At 69.2% G+C, this 18,830-nt stretch carries 16 protein-coding genes and 3 pseudogenes; 16 read left to right on the forward strand and 3 right to left on the reverse strand.

The genetic code is table 11. The features are described 5' to 3' along the window. Positions 1-1,093: sensor histidine kinase (locus C1J00_RS07355; RefSeq protein ID WP_245936235.1), on the reverse strand; the 1,093-nt coding region annotated here is incomplete at its 3' end. Between the two features lie 398 nt (positions 1,094-1,491). Here C1J00_RS07355 and C1J00_RS07360 point away from each other — a divergent pair. The 3 genes from C1J00_RS07360 (at position 1,492) to C1J00_RS07370 (ending at position 4,519) form a co-directional block, all read left to right on the forward strand. Beyond that, on the forward strand, positions 1,492-2,478 hold the full coding sequence (locus C1J00_RS07360; protein WP_102908220.1) for an ABC transporter ATP-binding protein: 987 nt from the start codon (positions 1,492-1,494) through the stop codon (positions 2,476-2,478). Then, complete coding sequence (locus C1J00_RS07365) at positions 2,475-3,509, forward strand: ABC transporter permease (RefSeq protein ID WP_102908221.1); 1,035 nt, start codon at positions 2,475-2,477, stop codon at positions 3,507-3,509. The genes C1J00_RS07360 and C1J00_RS07365 overlap by 4 nt, the downstream gene beginning before the upstream one ends. A 188-nt stretch (positions 3,510-3,697) precedes the next feature. Continuing rightward, positions 3,698-4,519 carry an alpha/beta fold hydrolase gene (locus C1J00_RS07370; protein ID WP_102908222.1) on the forward strand — a complete coding sequence of 274 codons (822 nt, stop codon included), beginning with the start codon at positions 3,698-3,700 and terminating at the stop codon, positions 4,517-4,519. Between the two features lie 379 nt (positions 4,520-4,898). Here the strand turns inward: C1J00_RS07370 and C1J00_RS07375 are convergent, their stop codons facing one another. Next, positions 4,899-5,690 carry a hypothetical protein gene (locus C1J00_RS07375; protein WP_102908223.1) on the reverse strand — a complete coding sequence of 264 codons (792 nt, stop codon included), beginning with the start codon at positions 5,688-5,690 and terminating at the stop codon, positions 4,899-4,901. Continuing rightward, positions 5,687-6,322, reverse strand: a complete 636-nt coding sequence (locus C1J00_RS07380; RefSeq protein WP_102908224.1) for an ABC transporter ATP-binding protein — start codon at positions 6,320-6,322, stop codon at positions 5,687-5,689. Before C1J00_RS07380 ends, C1J00_RS07375 begins: the two co-directional genes overlap by 4 nt. A gap of 327 nt (positions 6,323-6,649) precedes the next feature. On the opposite strand from C1J00_RS07380, the gene C1J00_RS07385 reads away from it, so the two are divergent. From C1J00_RS07385 to C1J00_RS07445, 13 genes and pseudogenes are all read left to right on the forward strand, one after another. Then, positions 6,650-7,879 carry a flavin-containing monooxygenase gene (locus tag C1J00_RS07385; RefSeq protein ID WP_102908225.1) on the forward strand — a complete coding sequence of 410 codons (1,230 nt, stop codon included), beginning with the start codon at positions 6,650-6,652 and terminating at the stop codon, positions 7,877-7,879. Between the two features lie 648 nt (positions 7,880-8,527). Beyond that, positions 8,528-8,718, forward strand: a pseudogene (locus C1J00_RS46490) (hypothetical protein); the annotation flags it as partial. Next, a pseudogene (locus C1J00_RS07395) lies at positions 8,718-11,001 on the forward strand (RHS repeat-associated core domain-containing protein); the annotation flags it as partial. The pseudogenes C1J00_RS46490 and C1J00_RS07395, both read left to right, overlap by 1 nt. A 41-nt stretch (positions 11,002-11,042) precedes the next feature. Then, entirely contained in the window at positions 11,043-11,273 is a 231-nt protein-coding gene (locus tag C1J00_RS44620) for a ribonuclease domain-containing protein (RefSeq protein WP_146046145.1), read from the forward strand. Beyond that, positions 11,270-11,734 carry a barstar family protein gene (locus C1J00_RS07400; protein ID WP_102908226.1) on the forward strand — a complete coding sequence of 155 codons (465 nt, stop codon included), beginning with the start codon at positions 11,270-11,272 and terminating at the stop codon, positions 11,732-11,734. The genes C1J00_RS44620 and C1J00_RS07400 overlap by 4 nt, the downstream gene beginning before the upstream one ends. A gap of 36 nt (positions 11,735-11,770) precedes the next feature. After that, the gene (locus tag C1J00_RS45110; protein WP_180989449.1) at positions 11,771-12,106 is read left to right on the forward strand and encodes a hypothetical protein; all 336 of its coding nucleotides are present in this window, start codon (positions 11,771-11,773) and stop codon (positions 12,104-12,106) included. A 34-nt stretch (positions 12,107-12,140) separates the two neighbouring features. Next, the gene (locus tag C1J00_RS07410; RefSeq protein ID WP_245936236.1) at positions 12,141-12,488 is read left to right on the forward strand and encodes a PH domain-containing protein; all 348 of its coding nucleotides are present in this window, start codon (positions 12,141-12,143) and stop codon (positions 12,486-12,488) included. Between the two features lie 1,249 nt (positions 12,489-13,737). Beyond that, positions 13,738-14,400: an urease subunit gamma gene (locus C1J00_RS07420; protein WP_102908229.1), complete on the forward strand. Its 663-nt coding sequence runs from the start codon at positions 13,738-13,740 to the stop codon at positions 14,398-14,400. Then, a complete protein-coding gene (locus tag C1J00_RS07425) occupies positions 14,384-16,237 on the forward strand; it encodes an urease subunit alpha (RefSeq protein WP_102908230.1) in 1,854 nt (617 codons plus the stop codon). The genes C1J00_RS07420 and C1J00_RS07425 overlap by 17 nt, the downstream gene beginning before the upstream one ends. Before the next feature lie 96 nt (positions 16,238-16,333). Continuing rightward, positions 16,334-17,008 (forward strand): urease accessory protein UreF, encoded by a 675-nt coding sequence (locus tag C1J00_RS07430; protein WP_102908231.1) that lies wholly within the window; start codon positions 16,334-16,336, stop codon positions 17,006-17,008. 30 nt (positions 17,009-17,038) lie between these two features. Next, the gene (gene ureG, locus C1J00_RS07435; RefSeq protein ID WP_102908232.1) at positions 17,039-17,737 is read left to right on the forward strand and encodes an urease accessory protein UreG; all 699 of its coding nucleotides are present in this window, start codon (positions 17,039-17,041) and stop codon (positions 17,735-17,737) included. Next, positions 17,734-18,648 (forward strand): urease accessory protein UreD, encoded by a 915-nt coding sequence (locus C1J00_RS07440; protein ID WP_245936237.1) that lies wholly within the window; start codon positions 17,734-17,736, stop codon positions 18,646-18,648. The genes ureG and C1J00_RS07440 overlap by 4 nt, the downstream gene beginning before the upstream one ends. Positions 18,649-18,688: 40 nt before the next feature. Next, positions 18,689-18,775: pseudogene (locus C1J00_RS07445) on the forward strand (nicotinamidase); the annotation flags it as partial. Positions 18,776-18,830: the final 55 nt, after the last annotated feature.

The raw sequence follows: 18,830 nt of genomic DNA on the forward strand, positions 1-18,830 counted from the left end.
GGTATGACCAGCCCGGCGTCGGCCAACGGCGAGCGGGCGGCAGCGGCCGCCAAGCCGGCGGGCCCGCCTGGACGTCTCCGCCGATCAGGCCCACCCGCTCGGCCAGGCCCTTCAGCCCGAAGCCGCTCTGGGAGAGGTGACGCGGCCGTCCGTCGTCGCTGACCCGTACGGTGAGCCGGTCCCCCGAGCGGTCCACACGCACCCACACCTCGGTGCACCCGTGGGCGTGTTTGCGTACGTTGGTGAGGGCCTCCATCACCACCCGGTGCGCGGTGGTGGACACCTCGACCGGCAGGTCGTCGAGGTTCCCCGCCAGTTCGAGCCGGGCATGGGCGCCGCCGACGGCCGCGAACTCCTCGACGAGCGTACGCACTTCACCGATGCCCGCCAGCGGCGTCAGTGTCACTTCGCCGTCGGCGTCACGCAGCATCCCCACCATGTGCCGCATCGAGGCCAGTGCCTCCGAACCCGCCTGTTCGATCCGCTGCAGCGCGGGCGGTACGAGTTCGGGCCGCCGGCCGGCCATCGCCTGTGCCCCCTGCGCCTGCACGACGATGCCGGTCACGTGGTGGGCGACGAAGTCGTGCAGGTCCCTGGCGAACTCTGTCCGCTGCTCGAGGCGGAGGGCCGCCGCCTGCCGCCGCCGGTCCACCAGGAGCAGGCGCATGCCCAGGCCCATGCCCAGTGCCGTGACCGCTGCCAGGGCGAAGAGCAGCGCCATGATGGTGGTGGACTGCCGCACCGAGACCGACACCGGCCGCAGCACGATCGCCATGCCCAGCAGAGGGACGGCGAGCGCCACCCATGCGGGCTTCCCCCGTCGGGCGACAAGCAGGAGGAGCCACACGAGCGCCGCCGGCTCGGCGAATCCCAACGGCTGCGAGCTGCCCACCATTTCCAGGTGTATCCAGACCGAGAGACACAGCGACCCGACCGCGCACACGCAGGCGGCCACCGGCAGTGCCCGGCTGTCGAGCCGGGGTGAGACGACGGCGAGAGCGACGATCACCAGGGCGCCGATCAGCTTGGCGGGGCCGTGGTAGGGGATCCAGTAGAGGCCGCCTGCCCAGTCGAGCACGACAAGGCCGACCAAGGCTCCGCCGAGCAACATCCACGCCGTGACGGGCAGTAACTGCGAACGTCCCGTCTCCCTTGTGACCGTGGGGGTGGGCGCTTCGTCCGCCGCTCGCACCATCTCTCTCACCGTCCTTCCGGCGGACCGGCCGAAAGTCGGAGCCGGCCTCGCATGATCTGTCTTTCGCCCGATCCGCCGCGAGACGCCGCGGAGGAGAGTCGTGGTCACCAGGCGGCGTTCGCCATTCATCACGCAAGGACCACGTCATGATCACGGCCGACATCACCTTAGTGGGGAGCCCCGGAGGATATGGAGCCCGCGTCGGCGGCTTCCCGGCAGTGGTCGACCGTACCCAGCCGGCCCTCTCCCCCACACGCACAGGGCCGGCCCTCCTCCCACACGCACAGGAGCCACACATGGACCACCCAGGGACGCATCGCGGAAACGGAGCGGGTTTCGCACCCCCCGTCGGCGCATCGGCGATCGAGGCCCATGGGCTCGGCAAGCAGTACCGGCGCGGCTGGGCATTGCGGGACGTTTCCTTCCGGCTGCCGGCCGGACGGGTCTGCGGCCTCGTCGGCCCCAACGGCGCGGGCAAGAGCACCCTGATGGGACTGGCCACCAACATGATCCGGCCGACGACCGGCAGCCTGCGGGTGTTCGGCGCGGCAGCAGGCTCGACGGAGTCGGTCCTGCGCACCGCGTTCCTCACCCAGGAGAAGCCGCTGTTCGGGCGCTTCACCGTGGCCGAGACCCTGCGCCTGGGCCGTGAGCTCAACCCCCGGTGGGACCAGGAGGTCGCCGAGGGCATCGTCCACGCGGGCCGGGTGCCGCTGAAAGCGAGGATCGGCACGCTGTCCGGCGGGCAGCGCACCCGCGTCGCCTTCGCCCTGGCTTTCGGGAAGCGCCCCGACCTGCTCATCCTCGACGAGCCGATGTCCGATCTGGACCCGCTGGTACGCCGCGAACTCATGGCCACGCTGACGGCGGAGGCCGCCGAGCACGGCACCACGGTCCTGGTGTCCTCGCACATGCTCGCCGAGCTGGAGCACATCTGCGACTACCTCCTCGTCGTCGCGGACGGAGGCCTCCGTCTCGCGGGCGAGGTGAACGAACTACGCGCCGCACACGCCCTGCTCGACATCCCCGGGGGCGGCTCGTTGCCCGCCGTCGCACCCCACACCGTCATCGAGCCCCACCACGACGAGGGCCGGCCGGGCGTCCTGGTGCGGCTGGGCGCTCCGATCACGTCCGGCGGGCCGGTCACGCCTCCCACTCTGGAAGAGCTGCTGCTCGCCTATCTGCGTGCACCCGACGCGCCCTCGCTGATCGCCCCCAGCGCCCGCGTCGGCGACATCCACGACATCATCGCCCGCGACCGGCAGAAGGCTGTGACCGTATGACCACGCTCACTCACGACCCGGCCCACACGGCGCCCGCCGGGCGCCCGCAGCACGCGCCGGGCTCCCGGCTGGCCGGCCCGAGGCTCGGCGGTACCGCCTGGCTCGTCTGGCGCCAGCACCGCGCCGCGTTCTGGACCCTCATCGCCCTCACCCTCCTGTGCGTGGCCGTGATGGTCCTTCTGCGCGGGCAGGTGGTGGACCACCTGGACGCGCACCCGCAGAAGTCCGGTGGCCTGCCGCCCGATTTCGAGAAGTACACGGTCCGCCTTTTCAGCTTCGGCGGATACCTGGGCTACGTCCCTCTCCTCACGGGTGTCCTGCTCGGTGCCCCGCTCATCGCGGGCGACCTGGAATCAGGCACCGCCAAGCTGGTGACCTCGCAGTCCGTCAGCCGGCTTCGCTGGCTCACCACGAAGCTCGCCTTGCCCGCCGCACTGATCACACTGTCCACCGCGGTACTCGCCGCCGTCTTCAACTGGTGGTGGAGCCCGGTCAAGGCACGGTCCGACACCCTGGAGTGGACCAGCGGCGCGTTCTTCGACGTCACCGGGGTGATGCCGGTGGCCTACGCCCTGATGACGTTCGCCGTGGGCGTGGCGGCCGGCATGCTCCTGCGCCGCACGCTGGTGTCGATGGTGGTCACGCTCGGCATCGTCGTGGCGATCGGAGTCGTCTGGGACCGGTTCCGGCTGGACCTGGGCAACCTCGTGTCGGTCAGCACGGACAAGGGAGTCGGACCCGGCGCCGCACGGCCGAAGCTGCCCGCCGGGGCGGTGCAGCAGGGAGAGGGCACCTACTTCCTCACCAGCTCCGGAGCCCGTCTGGACTGGACCACCTGCCTCGACAAGATCGACAACGACCGGGCGCACACCGCCTGCCTGGAGGCCAAGCACGTCATCGGCTGGTCCATCGACTACCTCCCCATCTCCCAGATGCACACGATGCAGTGGCTCGGAGCGGGCATCATGCTCGCCGTCGCCGCGGCCATCGTCACCTTCATCATCGTCTGGGGCCGCAAGCGCCTGCTGTGACGTCCCGGCAGGAAGAAGTCAGGGGCCCGACTCCGAGGATTCGGGCCCCGTCATTCCGATCACCAACACCAGTCGGGGGCGGACGGTAGCCCGAGGCCCAGGCAGTGCGGCAGGTTTCTTGCTGTCGAGGCATCGAAAAACGCTCCGCGTGGAAGGTGGTGCTCACGAGGCAGGAGAGGAGCAAAGTGGTGGACTGGACGCTGGACGAGGAATTCGAGACACCCGGAGGGGTGGTGCGGTGGGGGGCCTTGGGCAGCGGAGACCCACTCGTACTGGTGCACGGCACGCCGTACTCCTCGTTCCTGTGGCGCGACATCGCTCCCGCGCTCGCCCGTACCCGCACGGTCTTCTTCTTCGACCATCTCGGCTTCGGCCAGTCCGAGCAGCACGAGGGCCAGGACCTGAGCCTCGCGGCTCACTCGAGGAACTTCGCTCAACTCCTCGACCACTGGGGACTGTCCCGCCCCAGCGTCGTGGCTCACGACATCGGCGGGGCGGTAGCGCTGCGGACCCTGCTGCTGGAGGAGAGGAACTACCGGGACCTGATCCTCTTCGACGCGGTGAGCGGCGGCGAGTGGGAGCGGGGACTGTTCCGGCTCTTCCTGGAGCACGAGGAAGTCTTCCGCAAGCTTCCGGCCTACGCCCACGAAGCGCTGGTAGCAAGCCATCTGCGGCACGCCACGCACGCCGGCTTCCGGCCGGGAATCCTGGACACGTTCCTCGCACCGTGGCGTGGGGAGGCAGGGCAGTCGGCGTTCTACCGTCAGTACAGCCAGATCAGGCAGGCGGACACGGCCGCGTACGAGCACCTGCTGGGCGGTGTGTCGATTCCGGTGCGGATCCTGTGGGGCCGTGAGGACCGCATTCTCCCACCGGAGTACGCCGAGTGGCTGCACGAACGCGTTCCGCACGCCGAACTGCACTGGATCGATGACGCCGGCCACCTCCTCCAGGAGGACGCGCCCGGCCAGTTGCTGGCCTGCCTGACATCTGGTTTCGCGTCAGCCTGAGCTGCGGGGCGGCCGAGCGGCTGATCCGGCCCGAAGACACCCGCGAGCACGGACCCTCCGGCTCGGGGGCACGCCACGGGCTCACTGTCCGGCGGTACGGGACGGGTTCCGCCCGCCGTCGGCGTACAGGGAACCGAGAAGGGCCAGGGCCTGCGGCGGGCTCCTCCTCCTGGGCGGCCGGGTCGCCGATCTGTTCGGCGGCACCGACGCCGTGGCCGTGACCGCCCTGCGCACGCCCCCTGTCGCACAGGAGTAATGACGCGTAGTGCCGCGCGCACCTATCGCGGGCGAGGGGTGAGCCGCCACCGGCACCCTGCTCACACCGCTGATTGGACAGCCTCGGGCCAAGCAGAGTCCCTCAGGACCATCCGCACCGTGATCACTCTGCGTGGACTCTCGTCCTGCGGGACCACGGGGAGCGGGAAGGGCGGTGCGTGTGGAGGACGAGTAACGCCAGGGCGCCGGTCGCTGCGGACCAGGTGAGGGAGAGCAGCCCGTGGGACCAGGGAATGTGCGGGGTCAGGGCTGAGCTCAGCGCCAGCTGGTTCACGCCGTACAGAGGAAGCGCTGACACGCCCGCCACATCCATGAGCGTGTTGAAGACGGGATTCTGCAGGCCGGTGTCGACCAGGCTGAGCATGATGATGAGGAAAAAGCCCTCCAGCTCGCCGCGGACCACGGAGCCGAGCAGAAGCCCGATGCCGCCGTAGACGAGGCCGGCGCCCGCAAGGGCCAGCGCCAGGGGTGCTGCATGGCGTACGGGCAGAGAGATCCACAGCAGGATCGTGGTGTAGAGGGCCAGCAGGGTGGCGGTAAGGGCGACGGCAGCGAGTTTGGCCAGCAGTATCGGCAGCCGTGGGTACCCGGCCAGCAGCAGACGGCGGTCCATCTCCCGCGATTGGAAGGTTTCGGTGAAGGCGATGAAGCCGGCGACCATGGTGATGGCGCCCAGCGCACTGGCCACCTGACCCACCTGGCTGGCCGGAGCGGAGACGGGGCCGCCGATGGCGTCCAGCCGGATACGCACCACTTGGTCGGAGGTGCACAAGCGCGCCACGAAAATCCAGATGGGGATGAACGCGACCGCAAGAAATAGGGCCAGCCGGTTGCGCAGGTGGCCCAGCAGAGTGCACCGCAGCAGTTCGGTGAATGCCGTCCAGGAGAGCCTCAATGGTCGGTCTCCTCGAAGTGCAGACGACCCTGGCGCAGATGAGCGATCGCGTCGAAGTGGTGCAGGTCGTGCAGCAGGTGCGAAACCACGATGATCGACCGGCCCTGATCACGCAGATCGGCGGCCAGGGCCCAGAACCGCTGATGAGTGTCCCAGTCGAAGCCCTGGTAGGGCTCGTCCAGGACCAGCAACTGCGGATCGTGCATGAGAGCGATCAGCAGGTTCAGCTTCTGTCGCGTTCCACCACTGAGCTCGCCGACCTGCTGTCGCCGGCAACCGGTCAGCGCCAGCAGCTCCATCAGCTCGCCGGCGCGCTCCAGCGTCGGCAACCGATAGGCCATCTGGAACAACCGCAGATGCTGTCCGACGGTGAACGCATCGTGGAGCACCGCCTGTTGCGGGCAGTACCCCACCGCCCCGGTCCGTGTCACCGTTCCGCCGTCGGGCGCAAGGTGTCCCACGGCGATCTGCAACAGAGTGCTCTTGCCCGCACCGTTCTCGCCGACGACTCCCACCAGCGTCCCAGCAGACACGTCAAGATCCACATCGCGCAGGACCTGCCTGCCGCCGTACGCCTTGCAGACTCCGCTGATTCGCAACCGTGGCCGGTGGCACGTCGTTGCTGCCTGCACATGATCCCCTCGAAAGATCGGACAGGTGGAGCGAGCCGACCCGGGGCCCGCCGCAGGGGCCGGGGCCGCGCAGGCTCATGTCCCCTGGCCTGCACGGCTCATGGCCGCTCAGCCGCGCCCGGCCCGGACAGTCCCGACGGTCCGGCCCTCGGCGGACCGACCCGCCGCGCGAGGCGGCGCGCTGCTGCCCGTTGTCCAACGAGTCCGTACCGCTGGTGTAACGGCAGCCACCCGCTGTTCCGTTGAGCGGCCGACGTCACCACTTCACAGGCTTTGCGCCTCCCCGCCGAGCGTGACCCGCTCCTCGGTCCGCCGTTGTAGGAGGTGATGTCCTCGACACCGCAGCAAAACCTCAGCGCTCCCACGATCGTGATCGGAGCGGGTCCCCACGGCCTGGCGGCCGCCGCGCTACTACGCCGCTCCGGGGTGCCGGCCGTGATCCTGGAACGATCGGACCGGGTGGGAGCGAGCTGGGCGCAGCGCTACGACCATCTACGCCTCCACACCACTCCCGGCACCTCGAGCCTCCCCGGCCTGTCGGTGCCGCGCCAAGCGGGCCCGTGGGTGAGCCGGGACGACTATGTGCGCTACCTGGAGAGCTACGTCGTCCATCACCGACTCGACGTCCGGGTGAACACCCTGGTGCAGCGCATCGAGCGGGCCGAGCCGGGTTCGGGAGCACAGTGGATGGTCCATACCCCCGACGGCCCAGTGACTGCTGGTGCGGTCGTGGTGGCCACCGGCCGCTGCCACACCCCGAACGTCCCAGACTGGCCCGGACATTCAACCTTCACCGGCACGCTGCTCCACTCGACCCACTACCGCTCTCCGGCCCCCTACCGCGTGCGGGACGTCCTGGTGGTCGGCGCCGGTAACAGCGGTACCGAGATCGCCAGTGTCCTCGCCGGGGCGGGAGCGGCACGGGTACGGATCGCAGTCCGTACCCCACCCAACATCCTGCCCCGCTCCAGCGCCCGGTGGCACGCGGTCGGTCGGCTGACGGAGGCCCTCCCGCTCGCGTGGCGCGACCGCACCTCCCTGCTCATGCAACGTCTCGCGGTGCCCGACCTGACCTCATGGGGACTGCCGCGGCCCCGCACGGGCCTGTACACCCGCAATGCCCGCGAAGGGGTCAACCCGGTGCTCGACCACGGATTCGTGGACGCCGTCCGGTCCGGGCGGGTCGAGCCGGTCGCAGCCGTCCAGGCGTTCGACGGCCCCGACGTGTTACTGGCCGACGGCACCCGACTGCAACCCGACACAGTCATCGCCGCCACCGGGTACCAGCCCAACCTGCACCACCTGGTCGGGTCCCTGGGCGTACTCGACGAGGACGGGCAACCCCTCGCCGTAGGGGCACAGGCCCATCCCGAAGCCTCGCGCCTGTACTTCACCGGATATACCAATCCCCTCACGGGTGTCCTTCGACAAGCGGGCATCGAAGCGCGCGCCATCGCGCAGGAGTTACGGCGCGAGACGGTGCGGGCCCCCCTTCCCTCGCCCCGCGTCGGCGACCACACGGCCGACACACTCCGTAGAGGGCACGCTTCGAGTTGACGGGGCCTCGGAAGGCTGCCGTCTGCCCGGCGGGGCGCACGGCCCGGACGGCTACTGGCGGCTGCTCAGCTCGGCCTGTCAGCGGCGTGCCCCGGGCAGGGCGAGTGGATGGCGTCGCGCCTACGGCTACACAGTCCCTGTCCTCCTGAGCCGCCGACAGGGGGCGGAACAGCAGGTGCGGTGACCCATAAGGCTCCCCCAGGACCTGGCTGCCTCCTTCTCGTCAGCTGACGGCGACGGGCCACCGCCATGGAGGTCATGAGCAAGCCACGCCAGCGCATGGGCCTGTACCGCACTGTCCCTGCACGAGGGTCTGCGCGATGACCTGCCCCGGTACCTCAACCAGGATCTGTTCCTCCAGCTGCGGCCGGTGCTGCGCACACTCGTCGGCCGTACCGTGCACGCCGTCTGGGAGGACGCATTCCCCCAGCTCGCCTCCCGCACGGTGACGGCCGCGTGACGGACATGCCGAAGCTGCACGCCCGGCTCCCGGCGCGAATCTGAACCGTGAGGGCTGGTCCTGTCTCCACGGCGGTCTCGAACTGAGGGCGACACACAGGCCCATGACGAGCCTCCAGGAGAACCGCCGACATGTCCGCGTGCGTCTTGATCTACGGTGCCATCAGTCACCTGGAACGGGGAGAGGCCGTGGGGCAGACCGGGACAGCGCTCGCGGAGCGAATCGCCGAGCGGAGAAGGGGAGTCGGTGATCCTCGTGCGCTGGTCGGTGAGATGCGGCGCTCGTTCTCCTGGTGCCCACGGCCGGCGGAGGCCTCTGGTCGGCGCGGTCGGGAGGGGTGCGTTGGATCTGCGGGTTCACCGACGAGGCCGCACTGGCACCGAACCCGACCCCGAAACCGGCCACCGCACCACCACACTCACCACCGCCGACGGGCACGCGACCGCCACGTGTTCGGCCCCGGCTGCCGCCTCCTGGCCACCACCGACCCGCTCGGCCACACCACCCGCTTCACCTACGACGCACGCGGCAACCTCCTTACCCGCACCGACCCACTCGGTCGCACCACCCTCTACTCCTACGATGAGGACGGCTGGCTCATCGCGGTCACTCGGCCCGACGGCACCGGATCGCGCATCGTGCGCGGCCCGCTTGGACTGCCGGTGGAGTTCCACGAGCCGGACGGCACCCGCCGCACACAGGACTTCGACGAGCGCGGCAATCGGATCAGAATCACCGACGCGGCTGGCCACGTCACCTGCTACGCCTACGACGACGCCGGCCGCATCATCTCCGTCACCGACCCCCTCGGCGCCACGACCCAGGTGGTCTGCGACGCCGCCGGCCTGCCGGTGGAGGTCACCGACCCGGCCGGCGGCACCGCTCGCTGGGACGCGATGCTCTCGGCAGACTCGTCAGCACCGTCGACCCTGTGGGCAGGGTCACCAGTCTCACCTGGAACGCCGACGGGCAACTCGCCCGCCGAACGGCCGCGGACGGCGCCACCGAGTCATGGACCTACGACGGTGAGGGCAACTGCCTGACCCACACCTCCCCGGCTGGAGGAGCGACCCGGTTCGAGTACACCCACTTCGACCTACTCGCCGCCCGCACCGGGCCGGACGGCGCCCGCTACGCGTTCGAGTACGACACCGCCCTACGCCTCACCCGTGTCACCAACCCACAAGGTCTGGGCTGGAGCTACCGCTACGACGCGGCCGGCCGTCTGGTCTCGGAAACCGACTTCGACGAGCGCACCATCGACTACCGCCTCGACGCGGTAGGGCAGTTGACCACGCGGATCGACCCGCTCGGTGACTTCATCTCCTTCACTCACGACGAGCTGGGCCGTGTCACCTGCAAGGATGCCTCCGGACGGACGACCAGCTACGCGTACGACCCGGCCGGGCGCCTCCTGCGGGCTTCCGGCCCGGACGGCGAGCTGATCCGGCAGTACGACCGACGCGGCCTGATCAAGACGGAACTCATCGACGGCCGCGCCACCATCTTTCGCTACAACGCCGTGGGCCGTCGCGTAGGACGTGTCACCCCCACCGGCCATGTCACCACCTACACCCATGACAAGGCAGGCCGCCCCCGCCTCCTGACCACTGGTGGTCAGGAGGTCACCTTCGTCCATGACGTGGCAGGCCGTGAACTGTCCCGCGTCTTCGGCTCCCTCACCGTCACCTCGGCCTGGGACGAAGCCGGGCGTCTGTCCGCCGAGCATCTGATGACCGACGGACGCGAGCTCAACAGCCGCACCTACACCTACCGCGCCGACGGTCACCTCTCCGTGGTCTCCGACCGGTTGTCGGGCACCCGCACCTTCGGCCTCGACCCGGTCGGCCGTGTCACCGCCGTGACCGCCGACGACTGGAGCGAACGGTACGCCTACGACGCGTGCGGCAATCAGGTCTCCGCCTCCTGGCCTGCCTCCCATCCAGGCCAGGAAGCCACCGGAGCCCGGACGTACCACGGCACTTCCCTCACCCGCGCCGGAGGTGTGCGCTACGAACACGACGCCCAAGGCCGCGTCACCCTGCGCCAGAGGACCCGCCTCTCCCGCAAACCCGACACCTGGCGCTACGAGTGGGACGCCGAGGACCGCCTCACCTTCGTCATCACTCCCGACGGCACCCGCTGGCGCTATCGCTACGACCCACTGGGTCGCCGCACCGCCAAGCAACGCCTGGCTTCCGACGGCGAGACGGTCGTCGAGGAGGTCCGCTTCACCTGGGACGGCACCACCGTGTGCGAGCAAATCACGGCGTCGCAGGACATTGCCCATCACGTGGCGCTCACCTGGGACCATCGCGGCCTGACCCCAATGGCCCAAACCGAACGGATCCTCACCGCGGATGCCCGCCAGGAGGAGATCGACCGGCGGTTCTTCGCCATCGTCACCGACCTTGTCGGTGCCCCCACCGAACTTGTCAACGAGTCCGGCGACATCGCCTGGCGCACCCGCAGCACGCTCTGGGGCACCACGGCCTGGTCCCGGGACCGCAGCACCTACACTCCCCTGCGCTTCCCCGGTCAGTACTACGACCCCGAAACCGGCCTCCACTACAACTACTTTCGCCACTACGACCCTGCGACCGGCCGCTACACGGCTCCGGACCCCCTCGGCCTCACACCCGCGCCCAATCCGGTCACCTTCGCGAGTTCGGTGTAGAGGCTCAGGGCGCGGGCCCTCAACGCATGGGACCGTCCATCCCCAAGCCATTCGAGAACAGCGGAAAGGGCGACGCCTACAAACTCCCCGAATTCGACAGCCAGGGAAACAATATCCGCTATACGGAATGGGGCACGGTACAGTCGATCGACAACCCGAAGTGGGGCGGTGAGAGGGTCGTGACCGGATCGGACGGATCGGCGTACTACACTCCGACGCATTATCAGACATATATCGTGATGGAGACCGGCCGATGATCAACGCCACCTGGTGGGAACGGATCGAAGAAGAAGTTTGTGTCGTCCCGACCGACTCCTCCCTCTCCGTTGCACGCGCCCTGCCTCCCACCGGACTGATCTACTCGGCCCGGATGCGAGGACAGGAAATGCGCGACGCCGACGGGGTGTTCACTCAGTTCTACGAGGCACTGCGCCTCCCGGACTACTTCGGCTGGAACTGGAACGCACTACGGGACTGCCTGACCGATCTGCACTGGATCAGCGCAAAGCATTTCCTCCTTACCATCGATGACGCCAACGCCGCGCTTTCCAGGAGCGTCGAGGAACGTGAAATCCTCTTCCGTGCCCTGAACGACGCCGTTAAGTTCTGGGCGGGAAAGCCCGAGCTTCCGGGCCAGGAGAAGACCACCTTTCAGGCCGTACTGCTGTGCCCGCCCGATGCCCAAGAGGGACTACTCCACGAAATCAGGAACTACTGAGGTCTGCTTCACGTCTTTCGTTTCAGACGGTAGCTGTTGGCTTCGATCGCCGATGCCGGCAAATGGCACAACGGGCCCTCACCTCGCAACTCGTCGGTGATCACCACGACTTTGTACCGCGCCGATCGATACGCGATCGCCTCCTGTTTCGACAGCAGGCAGGACGGTCTGCCATGGTGCATGACCATCGATGACGCCGACGCCGCCCTTTCCGGGAGCGTCGAAGAACGTGAAACCCTCTTCCGTGCCCTGAACGACACCGTTAAGTTCTGGGCGGGAAAGCCCGAGCTTCCGGGCCAGGAGAAGACCACCGATCATGAACGACTGGCAGGCACCGGAGTGGCTGGACACCCTCGGGCGCTGCGGACTTGAGGTGACGGGGACTGCGGCACCTGACGGCCCACCCGTGAACGCCGCCATCTATGCGGTCAGCGGATTCGAGGTGGAGCCGGTCGCCGCAATCCTCGCCTCCACCCCCGACGCCGCCGAAGGACTGGACGAGGCGTGGCATCGCCATGCTGCGCAGGCTTCCCTCTACGGGGAGGACGGAGAGTTCCTCATCCTCCCACCCGTACCTGGCGGGAGCCAGGTCGGCTGGGTGCGTGTAGAAGACCCGGTCGGCAAGAACCTCCCGTCCCGAATCTGCGCGGCGACGGGTTCACCCGAGTTCATCGCCGTTTCAGTTGACGGCCGCCACCTGTGTGCCGCCTCGGTCGAAGAATCCGACTACTGGGTCGTAGTGCACGAATTCTGAGGTCCGATGAGCTTCACGAACCCCCTTTCCCGGCCGGTTTGAGTTCAGTCGATCATCCCCGCCAGTAGGCACTGACGACGGGATAGAGGAAGACCGGCGCAAACGGGACCGCACCGAACGAGTCGATCACCGAACACACCCGGCGGAAGCGCACGGGTTGTCGGGGGCCACGGTCACCCACGACGAGACGGTGTGCGCGTTCGAGAACGCGCTGCCTCACGGTAGGCGACCACGCCCCGCCCGGGTACCGATTCGTCGGCTGGACTGTGCGGTACGTGCCGCGCCCTCCGGCTCCGCCGTGGTGCTGGGTGCCCGGAGCGACGTGGCCGGTGACCGACTCGGAGACGATCCCCGAGCGGCGTGGCACCCCTCGCCGTCGGGACCCCGAAAGGTCATTACTGGCGTCCCGGGGCCTCAGCCCTGATCCCATGGGCCTACCCGAGCGGGTTCAGGGCCTGTTACGGCATCTGAATGCTGGCCTGAGCAGCGGCCGTCGCCCAGCCGTCCGCCAGCACGGCCGTGACCCAGGTCGTGAACTGCCCCGCAACCGGTCGGCTCTGGGTTCGACGACGTCACTTCGTCATGGAACTGCTGGGCGACGCACTGTAGTTCCACGCGGTCCGCGTCGGGCTTGCCCAGGAAGTGGCACCGGCGGCGTCCGAACAGGCCGCGGTTCTTCCTCGCCTTCCGCCTCGGCCGCGTCGCACGCGGCCGCCTCTTCGGCCCTCACAGGTCGCCTCCCTCGCTGCGCCACGAGGGTTGCCAGAGCGACTGCCAGCGGTCGTCCGTGAACTTGTTCCAGCAGCGCGTGCACACCGGCCGCTGCGCCGCAGCTCCGGGAAAGCCGCGTTTCGTTTGCAGCAGGTGTGCTCTGGCGCCCGCTTCCGGAAGGCTTCGCCGAAGCCCGTACTGGCGTGAAGCGGACCGCTCACATGGGTGACGCCTCTCCCTCGACAGCCCTGCTCGTATGTGTGCCGGACAGTCGGCAGTTGTCACCGCGCGGAAGACAGTGGGGCTTACTCACGAGATCAGCCGATGCCTCTCCGCCCCGCACGCGGGTGTTGCGCCCCGCATGCTCCCTTTGACCCCGGTTCACTCCATCCGGGCCAACCAGACCGTTTCACTGTCCATCGGTTCCCTCCCTCTTTCAGGATCGGTCTACGACAGGCACGACCGGTGGCATCCCTTTGTTCCGCTTTGTGATGCCTGCCGCACGGGCGAAGCGACGGACAGGAGAAGGGGGATCGGAGTGCATCTGACTCCGCATGAGCAGGAACGTCTGTTGATCCACGTGGCGGCCGATGTCGCCCAGCGGCGGCGTGAACGCGGTCTGCTGTTGAACTATCCCGAGGTCATGGCGCTGTTGACGGCGCACGTCTATGAGGAGGCACGGGCCGGGGCAACGGTTGATGCGGTGATGGAATCCGGGCGCCATGTGCTGCAGCGCAGCGAGGTCATGGACGGCGTGCCGGAGATGATCGACAACGTCCAGGTCGAGGCGACGTTCCCGGACGGCACGAAGCTGGTGACCATCCACGATCCGTTCGATGAGGCGTCCACCAAGGTGGACATTCATCCCGGCAAGCCGGAACTGCTGCCGGACGAGGACGAACACCGGGTGGTCTTCAACGAAGGCGCGACGCCCGTGCCGCTGGTGGTGCGCAACCCCAAGGACCGTCCGATCCAGGTGGGCTCCCACTTTCACTTCGCCGAGGCCAACGAGGGACTCAAGTTCCGCCGTGAGGCCGCCCACGGAATGCGGCTGCACATCCCTTCCGGTACATCCGAACGGTTCGAGCCCGGCGACAAGCGCACCGTGATGCTGGTGCCGATCGCCGGTGAGCGGATCGTCCACGGGCTGCAGGCCGACAAGAGCGAAGAGGAGAAGCACCTCGATGCCGGACAGGACTGAGAAGAACAAGGCCAAGAAGGACAAGCCCTGGGAGCCACTGCTGCGTTCCCGCTACGCCGACCTGTACGGGCCTACCGCCGGCGACCGGGTCCGGCTCGCCGACACCAATCTCGTCCTGCGCATCGACGCCGACTGGTGCGGCGGCCCGGGGATCAGCGGGGATGAGATGGTCTTCGGCGGCGGCAAGGTGATCCGCGAGTCGATGGGCCAGTCGCACATCCCCCGCGACGACCCCCGCGAACCGGTGGACACCGTGATCACCGGCGCTCTGATCCTGGACCACTGGGGCGTGGTCAAGGCCGACGTCGGGCTGCGCGACGGCCGCATCCGGGCCATCGGCAAGGCGTACAACCCAGAGACCATGACGCCGCCGGCCAGCCGCGACCCGCGCGCGTCGGCCTTCGTCGTAGGGCCCGAGACAGAGGTGATCTCCGGCAAGGGCCGCATTCTGACCGCGGGCGGCGTGGATACCCATGTGCACTTCCTGTGCCCGGAGCAAATCCACGAGGCGGTCGCCTCGGGGGTGACGACGCTGATCGGCGGGGGCACCGGGCCCGCCGAGGGCAGCACGGCCACGACCGTCACACCAGGCAAGTGGCACATCCAGCGCATGTTCGAGGCGCTCGACGCCTTCCCGGTCAACATCGGCCTGCTTCCCAAGGGCAGCACCGTCTCCGAGAAGGCGCTGCACGACCAGGTCGCGGCCGGTGCCCTGGGCTTCAAGATCCACGAGGACTGGGGCGCGACGCCGGCCGTGATCGACGCGGCTCTGAACGTGTGCGAGGAGACCGGGGTCCAGGTCGCCCTGCACGCCGACTCCCTGAACGAGTCCGGCTTCGTGCACCACACCTTCGCCGCGACCAAGAAGGACCGCAGGACGAAGGACGCCAAGTACAGGAGCCTGCACATCTTCCACATCGAGGGCGCCGGCGGCGGCCACGCCCCCGACATGATCAGCCTCGCGAGCAAGCCGAACGTGCTGCCCGCGTCGACGAATCCCACCCGGCCCTTCACGGTCAACACCGTCAAGGAGCACGTCGACATGATGATCGTGTGCCACCACCTCAACCCGGAGGTCGAGGCGGACATGAAGTTCGCCGACTCCCGGATCCGGCCCTCCACCATGGCCGCCGAGGACCTGCTGCACGACATGGGCGCCATCTCGATGATGTCCTCCGACGCCCAGGCCATGGGCCGCATCGGCGAGATGATCATGAGGACCTGGCAGACGGCGCACGTCATGAAGTCCCGCTACGGTCACCTGCGCGAGGACGACGCGCGCGCGGACAACTTCCGTGCCCGCCGCTACGTCGCCAAGTACACGATCAACCCTGCCATCACCCACGGCATCGACCACGAGGTCGGCTCCGTCGAGACCGGCAAACTCGCCGATCTGGTGCTGTGGGAACCGAAGTTCTTCGGCGTCAAGCCGCACATGGTCATCAAGGGCGGCCAGATCTCCTACGCCCAGATCGGCGACGCCAACGCCTCCATCCCCACCCCGCAGCCCTACCTCCCGCGCCCCGTCTGGGGCTTCAAGGGCCGCGCTCCGGCGGCCAACTCCTTCAACTTCGTGGCCGAGGCAGCCCTGGACGGCGAACTCTCCCGGATCGGGCTGCTCAAGCCCCTGCGCCCGATCCGCTCCACCCGGGAGGTCACCAAGGCCGACATGGTCCACAACAACGGCGTCCCGAAGATCGACATCGACCCCGACACCTTCGACGTCACCATCGGCGGCGCCACCACGTCCGACGTCCGCACCACGGTCGACGGGCAGGAAGTCGGACGCAACTACGCCACCGAACTGCCCCTGGCACAGCGGTACTTCCTCTTCTGACCACCACAGCTTCTGATTCTGACCACCACGGCCGGGGCCGGTCAGCCCGCGCGACCGATTCCGGCACCTCCTCGCGAAAGGCGGTCCCGCCGCCCCATGAGCCGCACTGCCCTGCTCGTCCTGGCCGACGGCCGTTTCCCCGCCGGCGGGCACGCCCACTCCGGCGGAATGGAGGCCGCCGTCGCTTCCGGCCGGGTCCACGACACCGCGAGCCTGGAGGCGTTCTGCCGGGGCCGGCTGCATACCGCCGGACTGGTCGCCGCCGGCCTCGCCGCAGCCGCCGCCGACGGCTGCGATGCCCTCGCCCTGGACGAGGCCGCCGACACCCGCACCCCCGTACCGGCGCTGCGCCGCATTGCACGCCGTCTGGGCCGGCAACTGATGCGCGCGGCCCGGGCCACCTGGCCCAGCACCGACCTCGACCACCTCGCCCGACACCGGCCCCAGGGCGCCCACCAGCCGGTCGTGCTCGGCGTCACCGCCCGCGCCGCCGGACTCGCCCCGCTCGACGCCGCCCGGGCCGCCGCCTACGACAGCGTCGGCGGCCCGGCGACCGCCGCGGTACGCCTGCTGAGCCTGGACCCGCTCGACGCCACCGCCGTCCTGGCACGGCTCGCCGGCGAACTCGACATCGTCGCGGACGCCGCGGACGCCGCGGCGCGCCGCGTCACCGCCGAGGGCGTCGGCGTCCTGCCCGCCGCCTCCGCTCCCCTGCTGGACATCACCAGCGAGCAGCACGCCGCCTGGACCGTCCGGCTCTTCGCCTCCTGACCAGCCCCGACCGACGCATGGAGCCTCCTCGTGCACCTCGACCACCCCGTGACGATGCCGCACCGCCACACCCACAGCGCCGAACCGCTGCTCGCTGACGGCGGCCGCCGCGCCCTGCGCATCGGCTTCGGCGGGCCCGTCGGCTCGGGCAAGACCGCGACGGTGGCCGCCCTGTGCCGCGCCCTGCGCGACCGGCTGTCCATCGCCGTCGTCACCAACGACATCTACACCCAGGAGGACGCGGCCTTCCTGCGCCGTGAGGCCGTGCTGCCACCGGAGCGCATCACCGCCGTGGAGACCGGAGCCTGCCCGCACACCGCCATCCGCGACGACATCTCCGCCAACCTCGAAGCCGTCGAGCAGCTCGAACAGGACCTGGGCCCGCTCGACCTGATCCTCATCGAGTCCGGGGGAGACAACCTCACCGCGACCTTCTCCCGCGGGCTCGTCGACAGCCAGGTCTTCGTCATCGACGTGGCCAGCGGCGACGACATCCCCCGCAAGGGCGGCCCCGGCATCACCACCGCCGACCTCCTCGTGGTCAACAAGACCGACCTGGCACCGTACGTGGGAGCCGACCTGGACACCATGAGGGCCGACACCCGCAGGCAGCGGGGGGACCTGCCGTACGCCTTCACCAGCCTCACCACCCCCGACGGCATCCAATCAATCGCCGACTGGGTCACCAGCTGCCTCGCCGCCTGGCACACCACCGGATCCGCCCGGTGAACCTCACCACCGCGAAGACGCCGGCCGTGATTCCGGCGCCGGCCGACGAACCGCTGCGAGCCGACGGTGGCCCCCACGGTCGGCACTCCACCGAATCCGCCCCGGCGGACCCGTCCGGCGTCACCGCGACCGCCCAGATCCGGGCCGCCCACAACGGCCGCACCACGACGGTTCCGCTCCTGCACAGCGACGGTCCTTTCCACCTGCGCCGGCTACGGGCCCGCGGAGAGCAGGCACGTGTCTGTGTACTCGGCGCGATGAGCGCACCGCTCGGCGGAGACCGGCTCGCCCTCGACATCACCGCCGGGACACGGGCCCGACTGGAGGTGACCACGGCCGCCGCCACCATCGCCCTGCGAGGCCCCACCACCATCCCCGCCACGTATGACGTACGGATCAGGGTGGACGACGACGCGACCCTGCACTGGCTGCCCGAACCCTTGATCAGTACCCGGGGCAGCACCCTGCACCAGACGTTCACCGTCGACCTCGCCCCCACCTCCCGTCTGGTCATGCGGGAGGAACAACTCCTGGGCCGCTCGGGCGAGGTGCCGGGCTACCTAACTACCCGCCTGGCCGTACGCCGCGGCGGACGACCGCTCCTCGACCAGCAGGCCGCCTACGGCTACCCGGCGCCGGCGTGGGACGGCCCGGCCGTCCTCGGAGCCCATCGGGCGGCGGGGCAGCTCCTCCTGGTCGATCCTGAGCTGGGCACGCCCCAGGAGCCGCATGTCATCGGCGACGACCCGGCCGAGGGACACGCGGTACTGACCCCTCTCGCCGACCCCCAGGCCCTCATCGCCACCGCCGTCGCCCCGACACCGGCCCAGCTGCGCCACCTCCTCGACACCGCCCTCGCCTACGCCTACGCCTACGAGACGCCGAGGCCAGATGCCGACGGCGAGCAGTAGATCCATGAACGACGTGAACGCCGAACCGGAGGACAGGAACATGGGACGAGCACTGATCGTGGTGGACGTGCAGAACGACTTCTGCGAAGGCGGCAGTGTTCCCGTGGCAGGCGGCGCCCTGGTCGCCGTCAAAGTCCGCGACCTGGTCGGACGCGCGGCAGAAGCCGCCGGAGCCCTTGAAA

The organism is Streptomyces cahuitamycinicus, assembly GCF_002891435.1.
In the GTDB taxonomy this organism is placed as follows: domain Bacteria; phylum Actinomycetota; class Actinomycetes; order Streptomycetales; family Streptomycetaceae; genus Streptomyces; species Streptomyces cahuitamycinicus.